Genomic DNA, 18,694 nt, shown 5'->3' with positions numbered 1-18,694 from the left:
TGTCACCCGGATGCCCGACGGATCGTCCTCACGCTCACGTCGGTCGGAGCCGGTGTCCGATCGCCGAGTACACCTGTGCGGACGCGTGCGACCGGGCCGCTGCTGCGTCGTCGTCGTGACGTGCGAACGCGATGCGCGACAGGATCGCGTCGCTGCGTGCGACTTCGGCGCGGTCTCCGGTCGCCTCCGCGACGCTCCGCGCCTCTTCTGCGTGCCGCTCGGCCTCGGCGAGGAGATGCGGGGACGCGGAGTCGCTCGCCGCAGCGAGGACCAGGATCTCGGCGAGCGAATTCGCAGCCTCGGTGGCGATCAAGGGCGACCCCGCGCGCTCCGCCTCCCGGAGGATCCGCTGCGCCGTCGTCCGCGCGCGATCGGACTGGCCGTTCCGCCCGTCGATCCGGGCGCCGAGGAGTTCGAGATCGGCCGATGTCGCGAACTCTCCTGCGGACTGCAGGGCGCCCATCGCGTCGGCGCACAGTGCACGGGCCCGCAGGTCGTCACCCCGTGCTTCCGCGATGAGCGCACGCGTCCGGCGGACGAACGGCAGCGGTTCACCGTTCGATTCGTCTATCAGCTCCTGCAGTTCCTCGTCCGCAGCATCGAGGTGTCCGATCGCGAGGAACAGCAGCGGGCGATTGCCGCGCACGACAGCCACGTTCAGCTCGTCCCTCTCCGCCTTCGCCATGCTCAGCGCAGCGGTGTAGCCCTGCAGCGCCTCCGGGTAGCGGGCGAGGATGCGAAGGGTGTCCGCATGGTTGCCGGTTGCCCGCCCTTCGACGACCCTGTCCCCCGCGTCGCGCGCGTGTGCGATCGCCCGTTCATAGGAGACCAGCGCCTGCTCGAGGTGACTCATCCAGCGCTGCACGTTGCCGATCTGGTTCCAGGTGCGGGCGAGAGCCGCGCCCGAAGCGATACGACGCACGCGGTGCAGGATGATGAGCGCTTCGTCCAGCCGCCCGAGCTTCTCCGCGCAGTGCGCCACGCCGAGAGCGATGTCGGGCACCAGGTCGAGGCCGTCTCCGCGGGCTGCCAGATCGTGCAGCTGCAGCGATTCGCTCCAGAGCGACCAGCGGGACAGCACCGGGTGCGATGTGATCGCCAGCCGTTCCACTTCGGAATCGAGACCGTGCTCGCGAGCCGCCGACGCCACCGCGAGCACCGTCCCCACCTCACGCGCGGCGAAGTCGGGATCCTCTTCCATCCGGACCAGCACGGCGGACGCGGAGTCGTGGACGAAGTCCCTGCGGACGGATGACGGGCGGAGGGAGCGCGACCGCTCTGCGGCGAAGGAGAACACCGTGTCGTGCATCCGCACCCGTCCCTGGCGCAGCTCCACGAGGTGCCGGGCATGCAGACGGTGCAGATCGCGTGCGGCGGCGGGGCCTCCGGCTGCGATGAGCACACCTTCCTCCACCTCTCGGTCGAGCAGCGCGGCGTTCACGAGGAGATCGGCTTCGCCCGTCGGCAGGGATCGTGTCGCCGCCTCCAGAACAGGTCGGATGCGCACGTCGCGTGGCTCATGCTCGAACCGCGATGCCAGGTCCGCGAACGACCACCCCTCGTGTTCACGGATGATCCCGGCGAGCATCACCAGATCGAGCGGCAGGCCACCCGCCACGGTGACGATGCGCCGCAACGCCGCCGCACGCTCATTGCTCCCTCTGATCACGGTCGAGGAAGCCCCGTCGAGGGAGAGGAGGTGATCGAGCAGGCGCTCGGCTTCTGCGTGCGACATCGGCGGGACGACGACCCTCTCCACGCGCAGAGCCGTCGGGGACAGACGCTCCTCGAGGCCCCCGAGGTCGACGCGCGCCGTCACGATGAACCGCACACCGGGAACCAGCAGCGCAGCCAACCGCACCGGGTCACCCGCGTCCTCGATGACGACCGTCAACTCGCGCGCGCTGATCCGCAGCTGCTCACGAAGACGCGGCAGCTCGTAGGGAAGGGAGCGGACTCCGAGAGCCCCCAGCATCCGCCGCAGGACGTCGATCGGATCCGCCGGAGGGCGTTCGGTGTCGGATTCGCGCAAGTGCACGGTGAGCACCGGCGAACGGCCGGCCAGCGCCGAGGCGAGAGTGGTCTTCCCCGCCCCCGGCAGACCGGTGAGAACCAGCACGTCGGCATCGGGAAGAGCGGTCAGCAGCTCTTCGCGTCCGATCTCCGCGCCCGCGGGATCCCGGATTCCGAGTGCCACCTCGACGTGCACCCCCGATCGCGCACCGTTGAGAAGCCGCGCGGTCTCCCGCCACTGCGCAGCCTCCTCGTCGTCGCCCCCGAGCACGCGGACGATATCGCCCACCAGACGATGGTCCACGCGTCGCCGTCCCGGACGGAAGCAGTCGTAGACGGTCACCTTCGGCGGTTCGGCACCGTGACGCACCCCGCCGATCCGACGGGCGATCTCGGCATACGACGGCGAGCCCGCGTCCACACGCATCCGCCCGAGGCCCAGGCAGAGCTCGTCGAGGGTGCGGGGCACGGGCATGAGTCGAGCCTAGGACACGCGGTCGGCGGGTTCGGCGCCGTGCGTTCGGGCTCGTTCGGACTCCGACGGGCCCGCCCAGCGCACACCTAGGCTCTCTCGACGGAGAGGCCACCCGACCTCCCGGAAGAGGAGAGAATCCCCATGACGACACGTGCAGAGATCGCGGCCAAGCTCGACGACTTCTCGTACCAGAAGCTGAATTTCGGCGGGTTCCTGATGAACAAGCGCGCCAAGAACTCGCATGCCCTGTGGACCCGCACCGCCGACAAGGGCGTCACCGAGCTGGCGCTGCTCGCCACAAGGGACTTCGGCGAGGGGAACGTCTACGACGTCGCCGCCTTCACGCTCGAAGGGGCCATCCCGACCGAGGTCCTCGACGAGCTGAAGCAGCAGGCCGAGGCGCTCGTCGACCGCGTCAATCTGCGTGCACACGGATACGTGTACACCTGCCTGGAGCCGTGGGACGGCGGCGGCACCATCTGGATCTCCAAGAAGCCCGAGTTCCGCGAGCTCAGCCGCCTCGATCAGGGCATCCACGTCGTGCCGATCCAGCGGCTCACCGGTCCGGGCGAGCCCCGGTGGCTCGCCTGGGCGCGCGAGGGCGGACAGCTGAACATCGCCATCGTGTACAAGCCCTGACGTGGCACCCTTCTCGGCCGGTCGGGCCGCCCCACTCGCGACGGCTCGCGGATGGGGCAGCCTGACACTGGTCGCGTCGTCGGTCGCCACGCTCGTCATCGCCGGAGCCCTGGCCTTCTATCTCCTGCCGGTCGGATTCGCGCTGTCCGGGACGACGCTCGTGTACGCCCAGGTCGCGACGATGCTGCTCGGCGCCGCACTCGTCGCGTGGTCGACGATGTCCATCAGTCGGCATCGTCGACGGCGCACCGCCCTCGCCGAGATCGCCGCGGCTTTGGGCTGGCGGTATCGCGCTGACATCGGCGACCACCCGTGGGGCGGCTCCATCGACGAGCAGGTCGATCGCGGCGACCGCACCGCGCAGGACCACCTGGACGCCCGACACAGCGCCGTCCCCTTCGACAGCGTCGAACGCACCTTCGTGGTCGGCGATGGAGAGGGCGCGACGATGCACACCGTGCGCGCTGTCCGCATCCCGCTGCCGTCCGAGGCTCCGAGGATCATGCTCCGGTCGCGGCGCGGTGGCGGGGCGCTCAGCGTGCTCCCTCGGCGTCCGACCGGCCGAACCCGCATCCGGCTCGAGGGGGACTTCAGCGACGTGTTCGACGTATCAGTGCCGCCGGGATACGAGACGGACGCGCTCTATGTGCTCACCCCCGACCTCATGGCGATCCTCGTCGACGAGAGCGCCGACCTCGACCTGGAGATCGTGGACAGCACGTTGCATGTCTACTTCCCCGCCGTCGATCTGACCGATGGGGAGGAACTGCGGCGCTTCCTCACCGTGATCGCGGCGCTTCACGATCGCGTCGGGCGACGAACCCTGCTGTACCGCGACGAGGCCGCGACGCCTCTCGATCCGGGGACCTACCGGCGTGACGGCGACACGCTCGCCGGTCGCGCACGCCACGTCGACACGCGTACCCGGCGGTGGCCCGTGATCGCAGCCGTGGCCACGCCCCTCGTGCCGATGCTCATCGCCGTCGTCTGGCTCCGGATCGCCGGGTGACCTTCCTCGAGATCTCCGGACCACCGAGGAGTCTCCTGATGGCGGTCTCAGGCGTCACGGAGAGGTCGAGCGTCCGTCCGCGTCCGTATTGGCTGAAGACCCGAGGATCGATGTAGCTCGCTCGTGCCACCGCGGTCGTGTTGCCGAGCGCCGTCGCCGCCGCCTGCACGGCAAGGCGCTCTGCCTGACTCCGGTGGTTCCGGCTGTCGAGCTCGCCGATCCGGGCGAGGGCGTCCGCGGCGATGATCGTGCCGTGCAGCGTGCGGAAGTCCTTCGCCGTGAAGGACTCCCCCGTGACCTCCCGGAGATAGGCGTTGACCTCTGCGGGCGTGAGACGCACGCGACGCCGGCCTCGGCGGTACGCGAGCAGGAAAGCGCCCGACTTGCCCGCGGCGAAGTCGGTCAGGGCATCGGCCAGGGATTCATCCGTGATCTCGATCGACGCCGTGCGGCCGCTCTTGGCGGGGAACGACAATGCGACATCACTCCCCGCCACACGCACATCTCGTCGTCGCAGTGTCGTGAGACCGCGGCTGCCGTGTCGCACCAGGTAACGCTCCGACCCGATACGGAGGGCTGCGTCGTCGAGAAGGCGGAAGGCGATGGCGAGGGCGCGCTCCTTCGTCTGCCCCTCCTGGGCCAACGCCCGGGTCACCTGCGCTCTCGCGCGCGGCAGCGCGGCGGCCAGATCGAGGGCGCGCACGAACTTCTTGCGATCTCGGCTCACCCGCCACAGGGGGTGGTACAGGTACTGCTTGCGGTCGGCGCCGTCCACGCCCACCGCCTGAATGTGAGCGAGCGGGTCCGCGGCGATCCACACATCCCGCCATGCGGGTGGGATGACGAGGTCGTTGATCCGCTCGCGATCGGCCTCGGGCGCCGTGTTCCCTGCCGGATCGACGTATCGGAACCCCGATCCCGATCGCACGCGCCGGAACCCCGGATCCTGCCCCGGGACAACCCGGATGAGTTTCGCCATCGTGAGCCCTTCCTCGACTGCCTGCGCTCGAGGATGCCCCGTGGCACGGATCCGTGGAAGGGAGTGGCGCCGTACCCTGCCCCCGTGCTATTCGCTCCCGGCTTCCGCGCGCGGCGCCGCGAAGGCGCTGCGCATGTGGTCGCTGGTGAGGAAGTCGGCGATGCCGATCATGATCAGGCTGAAGACGATCTGCTCCGACACCATCCAGAGCGGGTAGAGCCCGGGGATCGCCGCCATGACGAGCGTGATGACGGGGAAGATCTGCGCGAACAGACGAAGGCGCTGATACGCCCACCGCCAGCCACGCTGTGCACGCCAGGCGAAGTAGAACAGCGTCGCCGTCATCGCGAGCACCACGAGCGTGCGCATCCAGACGGCGAACGAGACCGACTCGCCGTCGACCGCGAGCACCAGCGCGACGACGACGGCCCCGACGCCGATGACGAGCTCGACGATGAGGAGCCAGATGATCCAGGTGAACGCACGCACCGTCTTGGGATGCGTGCGGTCGGTCTCGCTGATGGCGATGCCGGCCTGCCGCCCACCGGCGATCCGATCCAGTCGGAGGAAGAGGGACTCCAGAGCCATGCTCGGAGCCTATTGGGTCGGGAGCCGGTCCGCCTCGTCCGTTCGATGGATGCCGGTGACGCCGTTGGCGGTCGGGGAGACGACACGCTCGAGGACGATCGCCAGCACTCCGACGGCGAGACTGCCCGCGATCATGACGCCGATGAATCCGGCATCGAGTCCTCCTCCGAGCATCACACCCGCGACGAGCGGCCCGAGGATCGCCCCTCCCTGGAACGCGGCCGAGTTGATGGCGTTGTACCGACCGCGCGTGCGATCGGTAGCCAGATCGTTGTAGATCGCGGGAACCGCCGGCTGGAGCATCGTCTCGCCGAAGGCGAAGACACCCATGTAGGCGATCACGCCGATCGCCGAGGCGAGGGTGCCAGGCAGGAATCCGGTCGCCCCGAGGAGCACCCATGACAGCGCCCAGATGAGTGCCATCACCTGCATCACCCGCGTACGACGCTTGCCGGAGATGAGTCTGAGGACGGCGAACTGCAGCAGCACGATCACCGCGGTGTTGACGGCGAACGAGATGCCGACCACCTGCGTCGAGACCTCCGACACCTGTCGGGCGAAGGCAGGGAAGCCCGCCTCCATCTGCCCGTAGCCGATGAACACCGAGAGGAACGTGAGCAGCGTCAGCCAGAGCACGGCGGGGCGACGCAGGATCTCGCGATATCCACCGGCAGGCGGTGCGTCTTCTTCGGCCTCATGCTGAGTGCGCACACGTCGGAGCGGGCCCAGGAGCAGGGCGAGGGGAACGAGGCTGCTTGCGGCGTCGACGAGGAAGATCGTGGTGAACGTCGCGGGGTCGCTGACGTCGACGAAGAAGCCTCCGATCACTCCGCCGGCCCCGATGCCGAGGTTGACGAGAGCGAAGTTGACGCCGAAGTACTGCTGGCGCACCTCGCCCTCCACCACCGACGCGATCAGCGCGTTGAAGCCCGGCCACGACACACCGAAGTTCACGCCGATCAGCATGACGGCGATCGCGGCGACGACAGGGTGCGTGGCGAATGCCAGAAGCGCGCACCCCACGATCATCGACAGCAGCCCGACGATCAGCACCCGGCGTGCACCGAACCGATCGATCAGTGTTCCTCCCGGGCCCGTCACCACGAGTCCGGTGATCGCGATGAGGCTCATGAGAGCGCCGGAGACCCCGAGGTCGAACCCACGGACCTCGTGGAAGTAGATGATCGTGAACGGGAGCGTCATGCCGCGTCCGAGTGTCTGGATCGCGACCGTCGACAGCAGCCAGCGCCCCTCCGTTGGCAGGGCATTCCAGAAGCTCCTCATACCGATCACCTCGACATTCTTCCGGATGCCGGGGACATCGCGATCCACGAGCGGATTGTCCGCCGAGCGTGGTTTCTGCCATCATCGCCAGCATGGCGCTGTCTCTCGACGAATTCCGCACCTCGCTGCAGGACCCCGGTGCCCGGCCGGGCCTTGGCCTCCCCCTCACGGATGCGGAGGCGCAGCAGGTGGCGGCCGACGCGCAGGCGACCCTGAGCTGGTACGAGTACTGGCTGGCCGTGACAGCGCAGGCCGCGCCGCTCGGCACCCACGACTTGGTGCACGCCGCCGCCTTCGCTGCCGCTCCCCCGGCCTATGGCGGCACTCCGCCTGCCGCGGGACCGCATGTCACGCCAGGCGTCGGGCCGGAGAAGAAGAGCCGGGTCGGGCTCTGGGTGACGCTGTCGGTGATCGGCGCACTCCTGCTCATCGCCCTCATCGTCGTGGTCGTCGCCCTCACCACCGCCCGGCACTGGACGAAGGTGGATTCGCCGGAGAAGCCCGAGACCTTCCACAGCGAGGAGTACGAGACCGGCCTCTACCTCGTGGCCGACGACGGTGTGAGCCCGTGCGCCGTCGATCAGGACTGGACCGACTGCATCAACGCGATGGAGGCCCAGTACGCCGGAGCCTGCGCCGGGGTCGAGCTGGTCCCCGCCGCGGCTACCCTCTGCGGAAAGCATCGTGCCGAGATCGACCGTATGCGCGCCGAGGACTCGGAGGGATCGGTCGTGGCCTCGCTCGGCGACTTCGGGCACCTCACGCGCACCCCGGAGATCGCGACGCGGCAGGTGTCCAACAACGACTACGAGGCGGCTGTCACCCACGAAGCCGTGTGCTACCTCGGCTTCCTCGGCGAGTGCGAGTAGGCAGGCGGACCCTCCTGCCCCGCACCGCCGCGCTCAGATCGCCGCGTCCGGCAGACCCACCTTCGCCTTCGCCCAGGAGCGCCCGCGGGTGTCCTTGAGGATGTCGTACTCGACGTCGACGTGCGGCTCGATCGCACTGTACTTGTCGTTCGGCGCGCCGATCACGAGCTGGAAGCCGAGTCCACGCCATGCGCCGATCGCGCGCTTCGTGAAGTGGGCATCCGCCTTGATGAGCGCTTCGTCCATGAAGACGGGGGCGTAGCGCGGCCGGGCAGCGCCCGCATCTCCGAGCTGGTAACGCAGCGCTGCTCCCACGATGAACGCGACGAGCTCCTGCGACTCCCCTCCGGACTTCTCGCCGATGTGGTCGTAGAGCGCGACATGCTCCCGCGTCGTCGCTGTGACCCGCTCGGCACTCACGCGCACGTGGTTGCGCACGTCGATGAGCTCGGCGAAGTCGGGGGCCGTACGGCGCATCCGTCCGATCAGACGGCTCATCTTGCGGTACACGGCCTCGCGCTCGGCGTCGGTCTCGGCAGCGTCGATCAGTCCCCGCACCTCGCGGAGCTCGCGGCGGAACCGCTTGCGTGCCTCGCTCTGATTCTCGCGCGGGGTGATCTGCAGACGATGGTCGTCGTCGTAGAACGGCAGCTCCTCCATGATGCGGTTGATCGGGTCGATGCGATCCTTGATCTCGCGGAGCGACCGGCTGAGAGTCGAGTCGAGGCTCGTCAGGTCGTTCCCCGAGAGCTTGAGCAGACTGTCACGCCACTCGGTCTCCAGCTCGTGGAGCCCGTTGGTCTGCAACGCCTCCAGAATGCTCTCGAACTCGCCGACGGACTCGTCGGGGTCCGGCAGGATCGTGAGGTTGTCCCAGCGCTCGAGGAACCCCGTCATCAGTCGCCGCATGCTCTCGCGCTGCTGCTCGTGGGCCTCCGCGGCCTCACGACGGTCCTCGTGCAGGCGCTGAGCGGCGGTCCTGAGCGCGGTGTCCAGGTGTGTGAGCCGCTCCGACGCGGTTACGCTCGCCCCGCTCTCGGCGTGCAGGAACCGGCCGTCCAGGAACGACGCATGTGTCTCGCCGAGCGAGAGGTCCGTGGCTGCCGCGGAATCGATCACTCTCTGACAGGCGTCGACGTCGTCGGTGACCTGTCCCCAGTGCTCCTGGGTCTGGGCGAGTTCGTTGCTGAGGCGCGCCTCCTCGTCCCGGAGCGTGCGCGCGCGGGACCGCAGATCCTCCGCCTGACGCTTGAGCTGCGCGATCTCGGGGCTGGCTGTCGTGACCTCCGCTTCGACGGCGAGCCAACGTTCCCGTTCGGCCTCGACCGCATCGACATCGATCTGCTCCCACGTGAGGTCCTCGATCTTCGCGAATGCGGTCGATCGTGCCTCGATGCGGTCGAGGGCGGCTTCGGCGTCCTGCGCCGTCGATGCGTAGCCGTCGTGACGCACGGTCAGCAGCCGCAGCTGGTCATCGATCTCGCGAAGCCGACGGTCGTTGGTGAAGCCGAGCACGTTGGCGCGTCCCTGACCGCCGTGGGCTCCCCTGCTGCCCTGCGACACCTGGCCGTTGATGGTGAGCGCCTTCTGATGGGCGTCCAACTGGGACGATGAGTCGACGCACACGTATCCGAACCGGTCCTGCAGCCGCTGCTGGAGCCACCCGGTGAAGGGGGTCGGCAGGTAGTCGAGCCTCCCGGGGAGGGTCTGCGGATCGGCGTTGCGCACCTCGAGGAGTCCGGTGGGGACGCCCTCGTAGTTCAGGCGCTCCGGGGTGCGCGTGGAGTTGATCGCCGCCCGGAAGGACGACAGCTTCTCCGCGTCGACGAGGAGCGTCCTGGCGAAGCCGCCGAGGGCGAGGTTGAAGGCCTCGCGCCACGGCTCGAACTCCGTCCGCACCTCGATGAGCTCTCCCACGAAGGGAAGCTCCGAAGGGTCGAGACCAGCCGCCTCCGCGAGCATGGCGCGGGACTCGTCGAGGTGGGAGGGAATGCTGCCGCGCACCAGACCGGTGCGCTCGCGCTCCTGACGCAGTCGTGAGATCTCGAGCTCGGTCGTCCTGCGGGCGGTCTCGGCGTCGGCGAAGGCCGCGCGCGCGTCCCGGATCCCCGATCTCGGCGATGACCCCCGACTGTCGGCCACGAGGGCCTCGAACTGGGCGGCGTTCTCCACTTCCGCACCGAGATCCCGCACGATGGCGTCGAACTTCGCGCGTTCCCGCCGCACGTCGTCCAGGCGACGTTCGGCGACGCGGAGCTCCCGTTGCGCTGTCTCGAGGCGGTCACCGCCGGACTGCCGCAGGACATCGAGCAGACCCTCCCGCTCGGCATCGGCGGCGTCGACGAGGGCGCGCTTCTCCCGCACGGCGAGGCTGAGGGCGCGGGAGCGGTCCCCCAGCTCGACCTCGACCTCGCGCAGCAGATCCAGGCGGCGCTGAGCGTTCCAGAGCGCGGCGAGGGACGACGGATCGGTGAAGACTCCGACTTCGTCGATGATCCGCACCCGTTCGGCTGAAGCCGCGATGCGCTCCTTGATTCCGCGGATGGGTTCGAGTGCGCTGACCTGCTGCTTCGCCGTCAGCATCCGGGTGCGCGTGCTCTCCAACTCATCGAAGTGCGCCACGACGGCATCCGCTGTGGCCATCGTCTCCGGCTCTTCCAGCACGAGCTTCTTGTACAGATCGTCGACCGTGGTGATCTGCTGCCCCGCTTGGATCCTGGCCAGCAGGCTGATCGCCTTCGCCCCGGACCCGGCCGCCCCGATCCCGAGCACCGCCTGCAGCCGGGCAGAGAACTCCCGGTCCGTCGCCAGCGTCTCCAGTCCCGCTGCCCGCACCGACGCATCGGAGAGCCGCTGCGTCGCGGCCTTCTCCAGCTGTGCCAGGTCGAACGCCCCGTTCACGGTCGCCCGAACCCGGGTCGTGTCCTCCAGCACGCGGGCATCCGCCGGGATGTACCAGGCCCGCACAGCGGTGAACCGCGACCCGTCGTGGTCGAGCCAGGTCGTCGCGATGGCACTCCACGTGTCTTCGCCGTCGCCGCGGAGGACTCGCAGCTTGGTGCCGTCCTCCGTGCGGGATTCGTCGATCTTCCCTCGCCCGTACGAGAGGATGTTCCGCTGCTCCTCGCCGCGCGGTCGGCCGGTCACTCCGCCGTTCGACGCACCGTTGAACGGCGTCGTGTGAGGCATCATCAGCGCGATGTACGCGTCCATCAGCGTCGACTTGCCGGAGCCGGAGCCGCCGCACAGCAGCGTGGCGTTCGGCGAGAAGCGCACCCGGTGCGGGCCCCCGTCGTATCCACCCCAGTTGATCAGCTGCAGCTCGTCCGCGATCCACTGCTGTCCCCGCGAGCCGGCGGGGATGAGCCCGAAGAGCGTGTCGACCATCGTCATCGTTGCACCGCTTCCTGCGACCGCAGCCAGTCGCGGAGTTCCTTCAGGGTCTCGGCGCTGAGGACGACCTCGACGAGCGCCGTGATCCGATAGCGCCCGCTGGTCTCCTCCTGCACGATCCCCTCGCGATCCAGTCTGTCCATCGCGTTCCTGATCGCCTTCTGCTGCCGTGCCGTTCCGCCATCGACATCGGTGAAGTAGCTCAGCACGGTCTGCTCGAGATCCTCGATGTCGATGCGCACCGACGACTCTCCGGCCGCGGACTCCCGCTGGTAGACGGTGCGCAGATGCACGAGCACGAGCGTCTCCGCACGTGTGTACGGGGAGTCCTTCAGCAACACAGGCATGTCGATCTCATCGGAGCGCAGCTGCTGCTTGTAGGCGAAACCGCGACCGTGGTCGACGACAAGTCGGAGGTACAGGTCGTTCAGACGCGACTCGATCACGTGCTGATGATCGAGCAGCAGCGTCCACTCCTTGCGGTTGCGCTCCGCGGCGATGAAGCGCCGCTGAAGGATGTGGGCGAGCAGACGGCGGATCTCCGGATCGAGGGTGCCGCGGTCGCCGGCGAAATGCTCCTCGATGTCTTCTTCCATGGGGACGGGAGCGATGAACGGGTCATCGACCGCTGCTTCCGGCGCGGGGCTCTCTTCAGGCATGTGCGTCTTCCTTCGTGTTGCGCGCCGTGACGGCACCGAACGCGAAGCGTCGCGTCGAGCCGTCGGGGCGCAGAGCTTCGACCACCGACACCGTCTCGCTCTCGGTCATGCCGTTGCGGTGGGCGATCTCGAGCAGTCCGACGAGGTCGACAGGGCGCCGGGTGTCGTCGTCGCTCTCGGCGAATGCGGCGGCGAGATCGAACTCGGGTCCGAGCCCCGCGACGTACTGCTCGAGCTCCGCATACCTCGGACCACCCCACGCGCGGGAGTCGACGTCGGCGAACTCGACGTCCCCGGCGTCGGCCAGAGGGGCGGGGACCGCGGGTGGACGGATGCTGCTCACGGTCTGCCTGAGGTGCCCCAGGTCGGCGAGCGGAAGACTGCGCACCGGTGCGTCACTCGCCCCCGTCCCGTCCCACACGTGCAGCGCGGCGATGACGTCACGCAGCAGGTCGTCGATCTGACGGTCCCGCAGCGGATCGTGTGTCTTCACCTGGCCGGTGATGACGTGCGAGGCTCGACGTTGCGCAGCCAGCACCTCCTCGACCCCGAGCTCCACGCGGCGTCCGATCGCGTCGAGCTCGGCCCGCTGCGTGCTGTCGAGCATCCGGGCGAACGGCTGTCGGAGCAGACCGTGCAGTTGGTCGGTGAGGGCATCGATGCGCTCCGGATCGCCGATCAGCTTGAGAGCGCCGGCGAAGGCGCGTCCTTCCGGCGTCGAGTTCATGACATCCTGCGCACGCTGCAGGTACTCGCGCAGCACCTCACCCGTCGGCCGCTCATCACGGCGCAGATGGGCGACGACGTCGCGCTGCATGAGTTTGAGGGATTCGGCGACCCGGGTGAAGTCGGCGGGAAGCTCGCGCGCCAGATGCAGCACGTTCTCCGCTTCCTCGAAGAGCTCTTCATCATCGAGTGGATCGGCTCTGCCCGACTCCTCGATCCGATCGATCTCGGCATCGAGTGCGGCGCGCTCCTCCCGGAGGCGGGCGAGTCGACGAACGGGGTCTGCCTCGGCGCTGTCGGCCAGATGCTCCACGGCCTCGAGGAGCGTGCGCACTCGGGAGTTGGATACGCGCGTGCGCCCGCCGCCCGTGCGCCCCGCGATCTCCAGAGCCTCGACAGCGTGCGCGGAGAGTCGATACACCTCGACGTCCTCGTCGATCTGCTGCACCAACCAGCCCAGGCGGACCCAGTTCCTCGCGACATCGCGGCCGGTCCCCGAAGGGACCCGGCGATCGTCGTCATCGTCGCCCGCATCCCTGAGTTCATCGAGGATCTCCGCGAGCTCGGCCTGGGCGTCGGCGATCGGGATGGAGACCCGGTCCGCCGTGAACAGAAGAGACAGCGACGCCACGACGAAGGGGGCGAAACGGCCGTGCAGCAGGTCGAGAGTCGGAGCACTGAAGGCGGTGACGGCGCGGGAGAATGCCGCTTCCACTCGAGTGCCTGTCACACCTTCCAGAATAGTCGGCGCCCTCGTCGTACCTCGACGCGACGCGATGGTCTCGGAAACGAAGAAACCCCCGCCTGAGCGGGGGTTTTCATCTTGCTGGGGTACCTGGACTCGAACCAAGAATAACGGAACCAGAAACCGTCGTGTTGCCAATTACACCATACCCCAAGGGCGAAACCAGGGCCTCGCACCGAGAGTCAAGCCTACCCGAGCGGCGGCGGAACACCAAAACCGGTGGACCGAGGACCGCCGCCCGGGCGCGTCGCGACTCAGCCGGCCAGGAACACCGAGAGCGAGCGGAGCCGACGCAGCGACTCCTCCTTGCCCAGCAGCTCCATCGATTCGAACAGCGGCGGCGAGACCCGGCGGCCGGTGATGGCGACACGGGGCGGACCGTAGGCGATGCGCGGCTTGAGCTCGAGCCTCTCGACGAGCTCCGCGGCGAGGGCCTCCTGGATCTTCTCCGGGGTGAAGTCGTCGAGGGGCTCGAGAGCCACGACGCACGCGTCGAGCACCTCGGCAGCATTTGCCGGAAGGCCCTTGAGGGCGTCCTCCGCGTACGAGACCTCATCGGTGAACAGGAAGCCCACCATGCCGGGCACCTCGCCGAGCAGCTGCACCCGCTCCTGCACGAGAGGCGCGACGCGGAATGCCGTCACCAGCTGTTCGTGCGTCGGCTCGTCGAAGAGTCCGGCTGCGGCGAGGTACGGGATCGTCCGCTCGGCGAAGTCCTTCTCGCCGAGCATCCGGATGTGGTCGCCGTTGATCGACTCGGCCTTCTTCTGGTCGAAGCGCGCCGGGTTCGGGTTCACGTCGACGATGTCGAACGCGGCGGTGAACTCGTCGAGCGAGAACACGTCGCGGTCATGTCCGATCGACCAGCCGAGCAGGGCGAGGTAGTTCAGCAGTCCCTCGGGGATGAAGCCGCGGTCGCGGTGCAGGAACAGATCCGCCTGCGGGTCGCGCTTGGAGAGCTTCTTGTTGCCGGTCTCCCCCAGCACCAACGGCATATGCGCGAACCGCGGGACGAACGTCGTCACACCCGCATCGATGAGAGCCGCATACAGCGAGAGCTGCCGGGCGGTGGACGGCATCAGGTCTTCACCACGCAGCACGTGCGTGATGCCCATGAGCGCGTCGTCGACCGGATTCACGAACGTGTACAGCGGCACACCGTTCGGGCGCACGACCACGAAGTCGGGGAACGATCCTGCGGGGAAGGTCACCTCGCCGCGGATGAGGTCCACATACGTGACGTCTTCGTCCGGCACCCGAAGGCGCAGCGCCGGCTGACGACCCTCCGCACGGAACGCCGCCTTCTGCTCGTCGGTGAGGTCGCGGTCGAAGTTGTCGTAACCGAGCTGCTTGGCGCGCCCGGCGGCCTCGTTGCGCGCGTCGATCTCGTCGGCAGTGGAGTAGCTCTCGTAGAGGGCTCCCGTGGCGATGAGCTTGTCGATCACCTCGCGGTAGATGTCGTGGCGCTCCGACTGCCGGTACGGAGCGTGGGGTCCACCGACCTCGACACCCTCATCCCAATCGATCTTGAGCCAGGTGAGCGCGTCCACCAGCTGGCGGAAGCTCTCCTCGCTGTCACGGGCGGCATCGGTGTCCTCGATGCGGAACACCATCTTCCCGCCGTTGTGACGGGCGTACGCCCAGTTGTAGAGAGCCGTGCGGACCATGCCGACATGCGGCAGACCGGTCGGCGAGGGGCAGAAGCGGACGCGGACGTCGGCACCACTGACGGTCGTGGTGAGGGGGTGAGGGGTAGCCATAGCCCTTCGATTCTACGGGGACCGCGCGTTCGCCCGTCGGCGGGCGCGAGGGCTCAGCCTCCTGGGCAGTCGCATTCGCCACCGCTGTGACACTGGCAGATCGGAGGCGGGTGATCCGCCGCCGTCACCGTCTCCCGCACCTGAAGGTCTGAGAACGGGACGACCTCGTCGTAGCTGGCCGCATCAACGGCGTCACCGCAGGCAGCGCCCTCCGTCCGGATCTCGGCGGCAGCCTCAGGGAAGACGAAGTCGACGCACGTGACGGCGGTCGACTGCTGGTACCAGAGCCCTCCGCCGGTCTCCGCCCCGGCTTCCACCGCGAGCGTCAGGGCCACGCCGTCCCCGGCCTCCTCGACGGCCAGCAGGGTGTAGAGGTGGCTGCCGGTGTCCGCCCCGCCTCGCGCATCAACGATGAAGTCGAATCCGGCGACGGTCGCTTCCGGATCCTCGATCATCTGGTCGCGGTACTCCCACAGCATGTCCTGCGCATCTTCCACGGAGTCGGCGAGGCTGTCCCTCATCAGGGTCCCGATGCTCGGCGCGCACCCGGCGAGAACACCGACGGTGGCGGCGAGCACGGCACCTGCGGCGATCCGTCCGGCGAGAGAGGACATGGCTCTGACCGTAGCGCAGTGCGCAACGCATCCGCCGGAACCCAGGGCGACATGCTCAGGGCGACATGCTCACGGCGACCGCCGCACGATGCTCCAGGGGCAGGTGGCCTTCGACGCTGCGCTCGTCCACGACGAGCTCGAACGCTGCACGGAATCGCCGACGATCATCGTGTCCGAGCCGGGCGTAGAGAGCACCGGCACCGGCCACGCCCCCTTCGACCGAACGCCAGAGTGCATTCGGGTCCGCGTGCCAGGTCCAGCCGTGCTCGGCGGCGGTCACGCGCTCCAGGCCCGCGTCCCGCAGCATCTGCGCGAAGCCGGCGGCGCTCCGCTCGAATTCCTCGTCGGCAGGGAGCTTCGCACCGGCGAACGGCGCCACTCCCGCGCGTTCAGCGACCTCCGCCCAGAACCATGAGGGCGACAGCGTCCAGATCGTCCCGACCACGGGGCCACGACTCACGCGCCGCAGCTCGGCCGCCGACCTGCGTGGGGAGCCGACATGGTTCAAGACGAAGTTCGCGACGACCACATCGACCGCGCCGTCGGCGAACGGCAGATCCGGCAGCCCCGCATCGATCGTGACGATCTGCGGACGGTCGCGGCGCGACACCGCGCGCATGGACGCCTCCGGCTCGCACGCCTGCACGCGCCATCCCGCGTCGGCCCAGGCTGCAGCGAGCCTGCCGTCACCCGCGCCGACGTCGAGCAGACTGCGCCCTCGCGGTGCGCCGAGGGCGAGCTGCATCGCCGGGAAGGTCCCTGCGCAGAGCGCGGCGTACGATGCGGAATACGCCGCGCCGACGCCGGCCCAGTCCTTCATCGGGAGCCGGAGCGGGCGAGCGGGGACAGCGCCACGATCGCGATGACCAGGACGAAGGCCGCCACGCCGAGTCCCGCGTACTGGAAGTTCGCCAGCACCACGCCCGCCAGCACCGATCCCGCCGCCGCGGACAAGCTCATCAGGGAATCGCTGCGCCCTTGCCTCCGTGTGCGGAGCTCGGGTGCGGACGACTCCGTGAGAAGGGCGGCACCGGCCACCGTCGCCGCGCTCCATCCCAGTCCGAGCAGGATGAGCGCGACCATCACACCCCAGGCCTCCGTCCCCGTGAACACCGCGAACGCCAGAGCACCGGCGAGCAGCACCTGTCCGAGCAGCACCACCTGGAGCCTGCCCCAGCGGTCGGCCAGCACGCCGAAGACGGGCGAGAGGGCGTACATGCCGCCCACGTGCAACGCGATCGTGATCCCCACGAGCGCTGACACATCGGCGGGGGTCGCTGCCATGCCCCCGGCGCCGTGCGCCATGTGCGAGAGATGCACCGGAGTCATGGCCATGACCGAGGCCATGACCACGTGGGATCCGGCGATCGCGAAGATCGCGTACCGGGCGACGCGCGGCCGATCCACGGCCACCGCCCCGTCCGTCGAAGCCGAGGCCTTCGCGAGACGCTGCGCCGCGAGCAGCGGATCCGGACGCAGAGCGACGACGTACAGCACGAGCGCAGCGCACTGCGCGACGAAGGAGAAGAGGTACGAACCCGTCTGCGGCGGCATCCCCACCGCCTGGCCGACGATCTCCCCCGGCCCGAGAAGCAGCGGACCGGCGACCCCGCCGATCGTGGTCGACCAGACGACGATGGACAGGTCTCGTCCGCGGTGCTGCGGCGCGGCGAGATCGGTCGCCGCGAACCGCGACTGCAGGTTTCCCGCGTTGCCGGCCCCGATCATCAGGATGCCGACGAGCAGCATCGGGAAGATCCGCAGAGACGCGGCGAGGATGACCACCGCGATGCCCACCAGGGCGAACAGGTTGCCGAGAGTGAGCGCACGACGACGCCCGACACGGGCGGCGAGACGTGCGAGCGGGATGGCGCACGCGGCCGCTCCCAGTGTGACGGAAGCTGTCGCGAGACCGGAGAGGGCATCGTTGCCCGAGATGTCCGCCGCGAGGAGGGCGCCGAGGGAGACGGTGGCACCGAAGGCGATCCCGCCGAGCACCTGCCCCAGCGACAGGACCAGGACGGTACGTCGCTGAACCGCCTGCTGCTGCGTCGCCGTCAGGGCGACATCGGTCATGACGCGGGAACGGCGTCGCGCACGGTGTTGCGAAGGATGCCGAGTCCGGAGATCTCGACCTCGACGACGTCTCCCGCCACGAACGTGCCCACGCCCGCCGGAGTCCCCGTCATGATGACGTCGCCCGGAAGCAGCGTGAACACCGCCGACGCGTACTCGATGATCGCCGGCACCGAGTGGATCATGTCGGTGAGTGGCGCCTGCTGCCGCACCTCGCCGTTCACCCGTGTCTCGATCGTGGCCTGCGCCGGATCGAAGTCCGTCTCGATCACGGGACCGAGCGGGCAGAAGGTGTCGAAGCCTTTGGCCCGCGACCACTGACCGTCCTTGCGCTGGAGGTCACGCGCGGTGACGTCGTTGCCGATCGTGTATCCGAGCACGTAGTCGAGTGCGTTCTCTGCCTTCACGTTCTTCGCGATCTTGCCGATCACCACCACGAGCTCACCCTCGTACTCGGTGCGCTCGGAGATCGCCGGACGCACGATCGTGTCTCCGGGCCCGATCACCGAGGTGTTCGGCTTGAGGAACAGCAGCGGCTCCTCTGGGGCCTCTCCCCCCATCTCCGCCGCGTGATCGTGGTAGTTCTTGCCGACGCAGACGACCTTGGACCGCGGGATCACCGGAGCGAGCAGAGCGGCATCCGCGAGCGGCACGCGGGCACCGGTGGTCTCGTACCCCGTGAACATCGGGTCTCCGGCGAGCACCACGAGCTCACGCTCGTCGATGATCCCGTACATGATGGCTTCGTCGTGGCTGAACCGGGCGATCTTCATGGGATCAGCCTATCGAGCGCCTCGCCAGGCCTGGAGCCCCAGCAACCTCCGAGACCCCCTGCTCGCGACGAGACCCACGGCCCCGGGCGGAC

General features: G+C 68.8%; 15 protein-coding genes and 1 tRNA gene. 3 read left to right on the top strand and 13 right to left on the bottom strand.

The genetic code is table 11. From position 1 onward, the window contains the following. Positions 1–34 precede the first annotated feature (34 nt). Positions 35–2,488, bottom strand: a complete 2,454-nt coding sequence (locus tag ILP86_RS08475) for a hypothetical protein (RefSeq protein WP_193761770.1) — start codon at positions 2,486–2,488, stop codon at positions 35–37. Positions 2,489–2,629: 141 nt separating this feature from the next. Here ILP86_RS08475 and ILP86_RS08470 point away from each other — a divergent pair, with 141 nt between their 5' ends. Both ILP86_RS08470 and ILP86_RS08465 read left to right on the top strand, forming a co-directional pair. Continuing rightward, positions 2,630–3,127 carry a hypothetical protein gene (locus ILP86_RS08470; protein ID WP_058630576.1) on the top strand — a complete coding sequence of 166 codons (498 nt, stop codon included), beginning with the start codon at positions 2,630–2,632 and terminating at the stop codon, positions 3,125–3,127. A 1-nt stretch (position 3,128) separates the two neighbouring features. Continuing rightward, positions 3,129–4,136 (top strand): hypothetical protein, encoded by a 1,008-nt coding sequence (locus tag ILP86_RS08465; RefSeq protein WP_308431899.1) that lies wholly within the window; start codon positions 3,129–3,131, stop codon positions 4,134–4,136. Here ILP86_RS08465 and ILP86_RS08460 read toward each other — a convergent pair. The 3 genes from ILP86_RS08460 to ILP86_RS08450 form a co-directional block, all read right to left on the bottom strand. Further along, positions 4,102–5,115, bottom strand: a complete 1,014-nt coding sequence (locus ILP86_RS08460) for a DNA topoisomerase IB (protein ID WP_061017615.1) — start codon at positions 5,113–5,115, stop codon at positions 4,102–4,104. The genes ILP86_RS08465 and ILP86_RS08460 overlap by 35 nt on opposite strands. Before the next feature lie 87 nt (positions 5,116–5,202). Next, the gene (locus ILP86_RS08455) at positions 5,203–5,703 is read right to left on the bottom strand and encodes a hypothetical protein (RefSeq protein ID WP_061017614.1); all 501 of its coding nucleotides are present in this window, start codon (positions 5,701–5,703) and stop codon (positions 5,203–5,205) included. Positions 5,704–5,712: 9 nt separating this feature from the next. Then, entirely contained in the window at positions 5,713–7,035 is a 1,323-nt protein-coding gene (locus tag ILP86_RS08450) for an MFS transporter (RefSeq protein WP_308431898.1), read from the bottom strand. A gap of 44 nt (positions 7,036–7,079) precedes the next feature. Here ILP86_RS08450 and ILP86_RS08445 point away from each other — a divergent pair, with 44 nt between their 5' ends. After that, a complete protein-coding gene (locus ILP86_RS08445; protein WP_193761769.1) occupies positions 7,080–7,856 on the top strand; it encodes a hypothetical protein in 777 nt (258 codons plus the stop codon). A gap of 33 nt (positions 7,857–7,889) precedes the next feature. On the opposite strand, the gene ILP86_RS08440 is transcribed toward ILP86_RS08445, so the two are convergent. The 9 genes from ILP86_RS08440 to ILP86_RS08400 form a co-directional block, all read right to left on the bottom strand. Further along, complete coding sequence (locus ILP86_RS08440; protein ID WP_193761768.1) at positions 7,890–11,249, bottom strand: ATP-binding protein; 3,360 nt, start codon at positions 11,247–11,249, stop codon at positions 7,890–7,892. After that, entirely contained in the window at positions 11,246–11,908 is a 663-nt protein-coding gene (locus tag ILP86_RS08435; protein WP_046748422.1) for a DUF4194 domain-containing protein, read from the bottom strand. Before ILP86_RS08435 ends, ILP86_RS08440 begins: the two co-directional genes overlap by 4 nt. Then, on the bottom strand, positions 11,901–13,364 hold the full coding sequence (locus ILP86_RS08430) for a DUF3375 domain-containing protein (protein ID WP_193761767.1): 1,464 nt from the start codon (positions 13,362–13,364) through the stop codon (positions 11,901–11,903). The genes ILP86_RS08435 and ILP86_RS08430 overlap by 8 nt, the downstream gene beginning before the upstream one ends. A 96-nt stretch (positions 13,365–13,460) precedes the next feature. Beyond that, positions 13,461–13,532: transfer RNA gene (locus ILP86_RS08425), tRNA-Gln, on the bottom strand. A gap of 101 nt (positions 13,533–13,633) precedes the next feature. Further along, positions 13,634–15,139: a glutamate--tRNA ligase gene (gltX, locus tag ILP86_RS08420; RefSeq protein WP_113681889.1), complete on the bottom strand. Its 1,506-nt coding sequence runs from the start codon at positions 15,137–15,139 to the stop codon at positions 13,634–13,636. Positions 15,140–15,192: 53 nt separating this feature from the next. Beyond that, positions 15,193–15,753 carry a hypothetical protein gene (locus ILP86_RS08415; protein ID WP_193761766.1) on the bottom strand — a complete coding sequence of 187 codons (561 nt, stop codon included), beginning with the start codon at positions 15,751–15,753 and terminating at the stop codon, positions 15,193–15,195. Positions 15,754–15,808: 55 nt separating this feature from the next. Beyond that, the gene (locus tag ILP86_RS08410; protein ID WP_193761765.1) at positions 15,809–16,573 is read right to left on the bottom strand and encodes a class I SAM-dependent methyltransferase; all 765 of its coding nucleotides are present in this window, start codon (positions 16,571–16,573) and stop codon (positions 15,809–15,811) included. Beyond that, complete coding sequence (locus ILP86_RS08405; protein ID WP_058630568.1) at positions 16,570–17,829, bottom strand: MFS transporter; 1,260 nt, start codon at positions 17,827–17,829, stop codon at positions 16,570–16,572. Before ILP86_RS08405 ends, ILP86_RS08410 begins: the two co-directional genes overlap by 4 nt. Next, positions 17,826–18,602 (bottom strand): fumarylacetoacetate hydrolase family protein, encoded by a 777-nt coding sequence (locus ILP86_RS08400; protein WP_058630567.1) that lies wholly within the window; start codon positions 18,600–18,602, stop codon positions 17,826–17,828. The genes ILP86_RS08405 and ILP86_RS08400 overlap by 4 nt, the downstream gene beginning before the upstream one ends. Between the last annotated feature and the right edge of the window lie 92 nt (positions 18,603–18,694).

The sequence above is a fragment of the Microbacterium sp. R1 genome (genome assembly GCF_015159725.1).
Classification (GTDB): Bacteria; Actinomycetota; Actinomycetes; order Actinomycetales; family Microbacteriaceae; genus Microbacterium; species Microbacterium oxydans.
The sequence above is the reverse complement of the archived record's forward strand: the minus strand, read 5'-3'. Positions and strand labels throughout refer to the sequence as shown.

What these genes read in the sequence shown, in the direction of transcription:
- ILP86_RS08460 (WP_061017615.1), bottom strand. Translation starts at nt 5,115, where the DNA reads ATGGCGAAACTCATCCGGGTTGTCCCGGGGCAGGATCCGGGGTTCCGG.
- ILP86_RS08445 (WP_193761769.1), top strand. Translation starts at nt 7,080, where the DNA reads ATGGCGCTGTCTCTCGACGAATTCCGCACCTCGCTGCAGGACCCCGGT.
- ILP86_RS08440 (WP_193761768.1), bottom strand. Translation starts at nt 11,249, where the DNA reads ATGACGATGGTCGACACGCTCTTCGGGCTCATCCCCGCCGGCTCGCGG.
- ILP86_RS08435 (WP_046748422.1), bottom strand. Translation starts at nt 11,908, where the DNA reads ATGCCTGAAGAGAGCCCCGCGCCGGAAGCAGCGGTCGATGACCCGTTC.
- ILP86_RS08415 (WP_193761766.1), bottom strand. Translation starts at nt 15,753, where the DNA reads ATGTCCTCTCTCGCCGGACGGATCGCCGCAGGTGCCGTGCTCGCCGCC.
- ILP86_RS08455 (WP_061017614.1), bottom strand. Translation starts at nt 5,703, where the DNA reads ATGGCTCTGGAGTCCCTCTTCCTCCGACTGGATCGGATCGCCGGTGGG.
- ILP86_RS08410 (WP_193761765.1), bottom strand. Translation starts at nt 16,573, where the DNA reads ATGAAGGACTGGGCCGGCGTCGGCGCGGCGTATTCCGCATCGTACGCC.
- ILP86_RS08470 (WP_058630576.1), top strand. Translation starts at nt 2,630, where the DNA reads ATGACGACACGTGCAGAGATCGCGGCCAAGCTCGACGACTTCTCGTAC.
- ILP86_RS08400 (WP_058630567.1), bottom strand. Translation starts at nt 18,602, where the DNA reads ATGAAGATCGCCCGGTTCAGCCACGACGAAGCCATCATGTACGGGATC.
- ILP86_RS08475 (WP_193761770.1), bottom strand. Translation starts at nt 2,488, where the DNA reads ATGCCCGTGCCCCGCACCCTCGACGAGCTCTGCCTGGGCCTCGGGCGG.
- ILP86_RS08405 (WP_058630568.1), bottom strand. Translation starts at nt 17,829, where the DNA reads ATGACCGATGTCGCCCTGACGGCGACGCAGCAGCAGGCGGTTCAGCGA.
- gltX (WP_113681889.1), bottom strand. Translation starts at nt 15,139, where the DNA reads ATGGCTACCCCTCACCCCCTCACCACGACCGTCAGTGGTGCCGACGTC.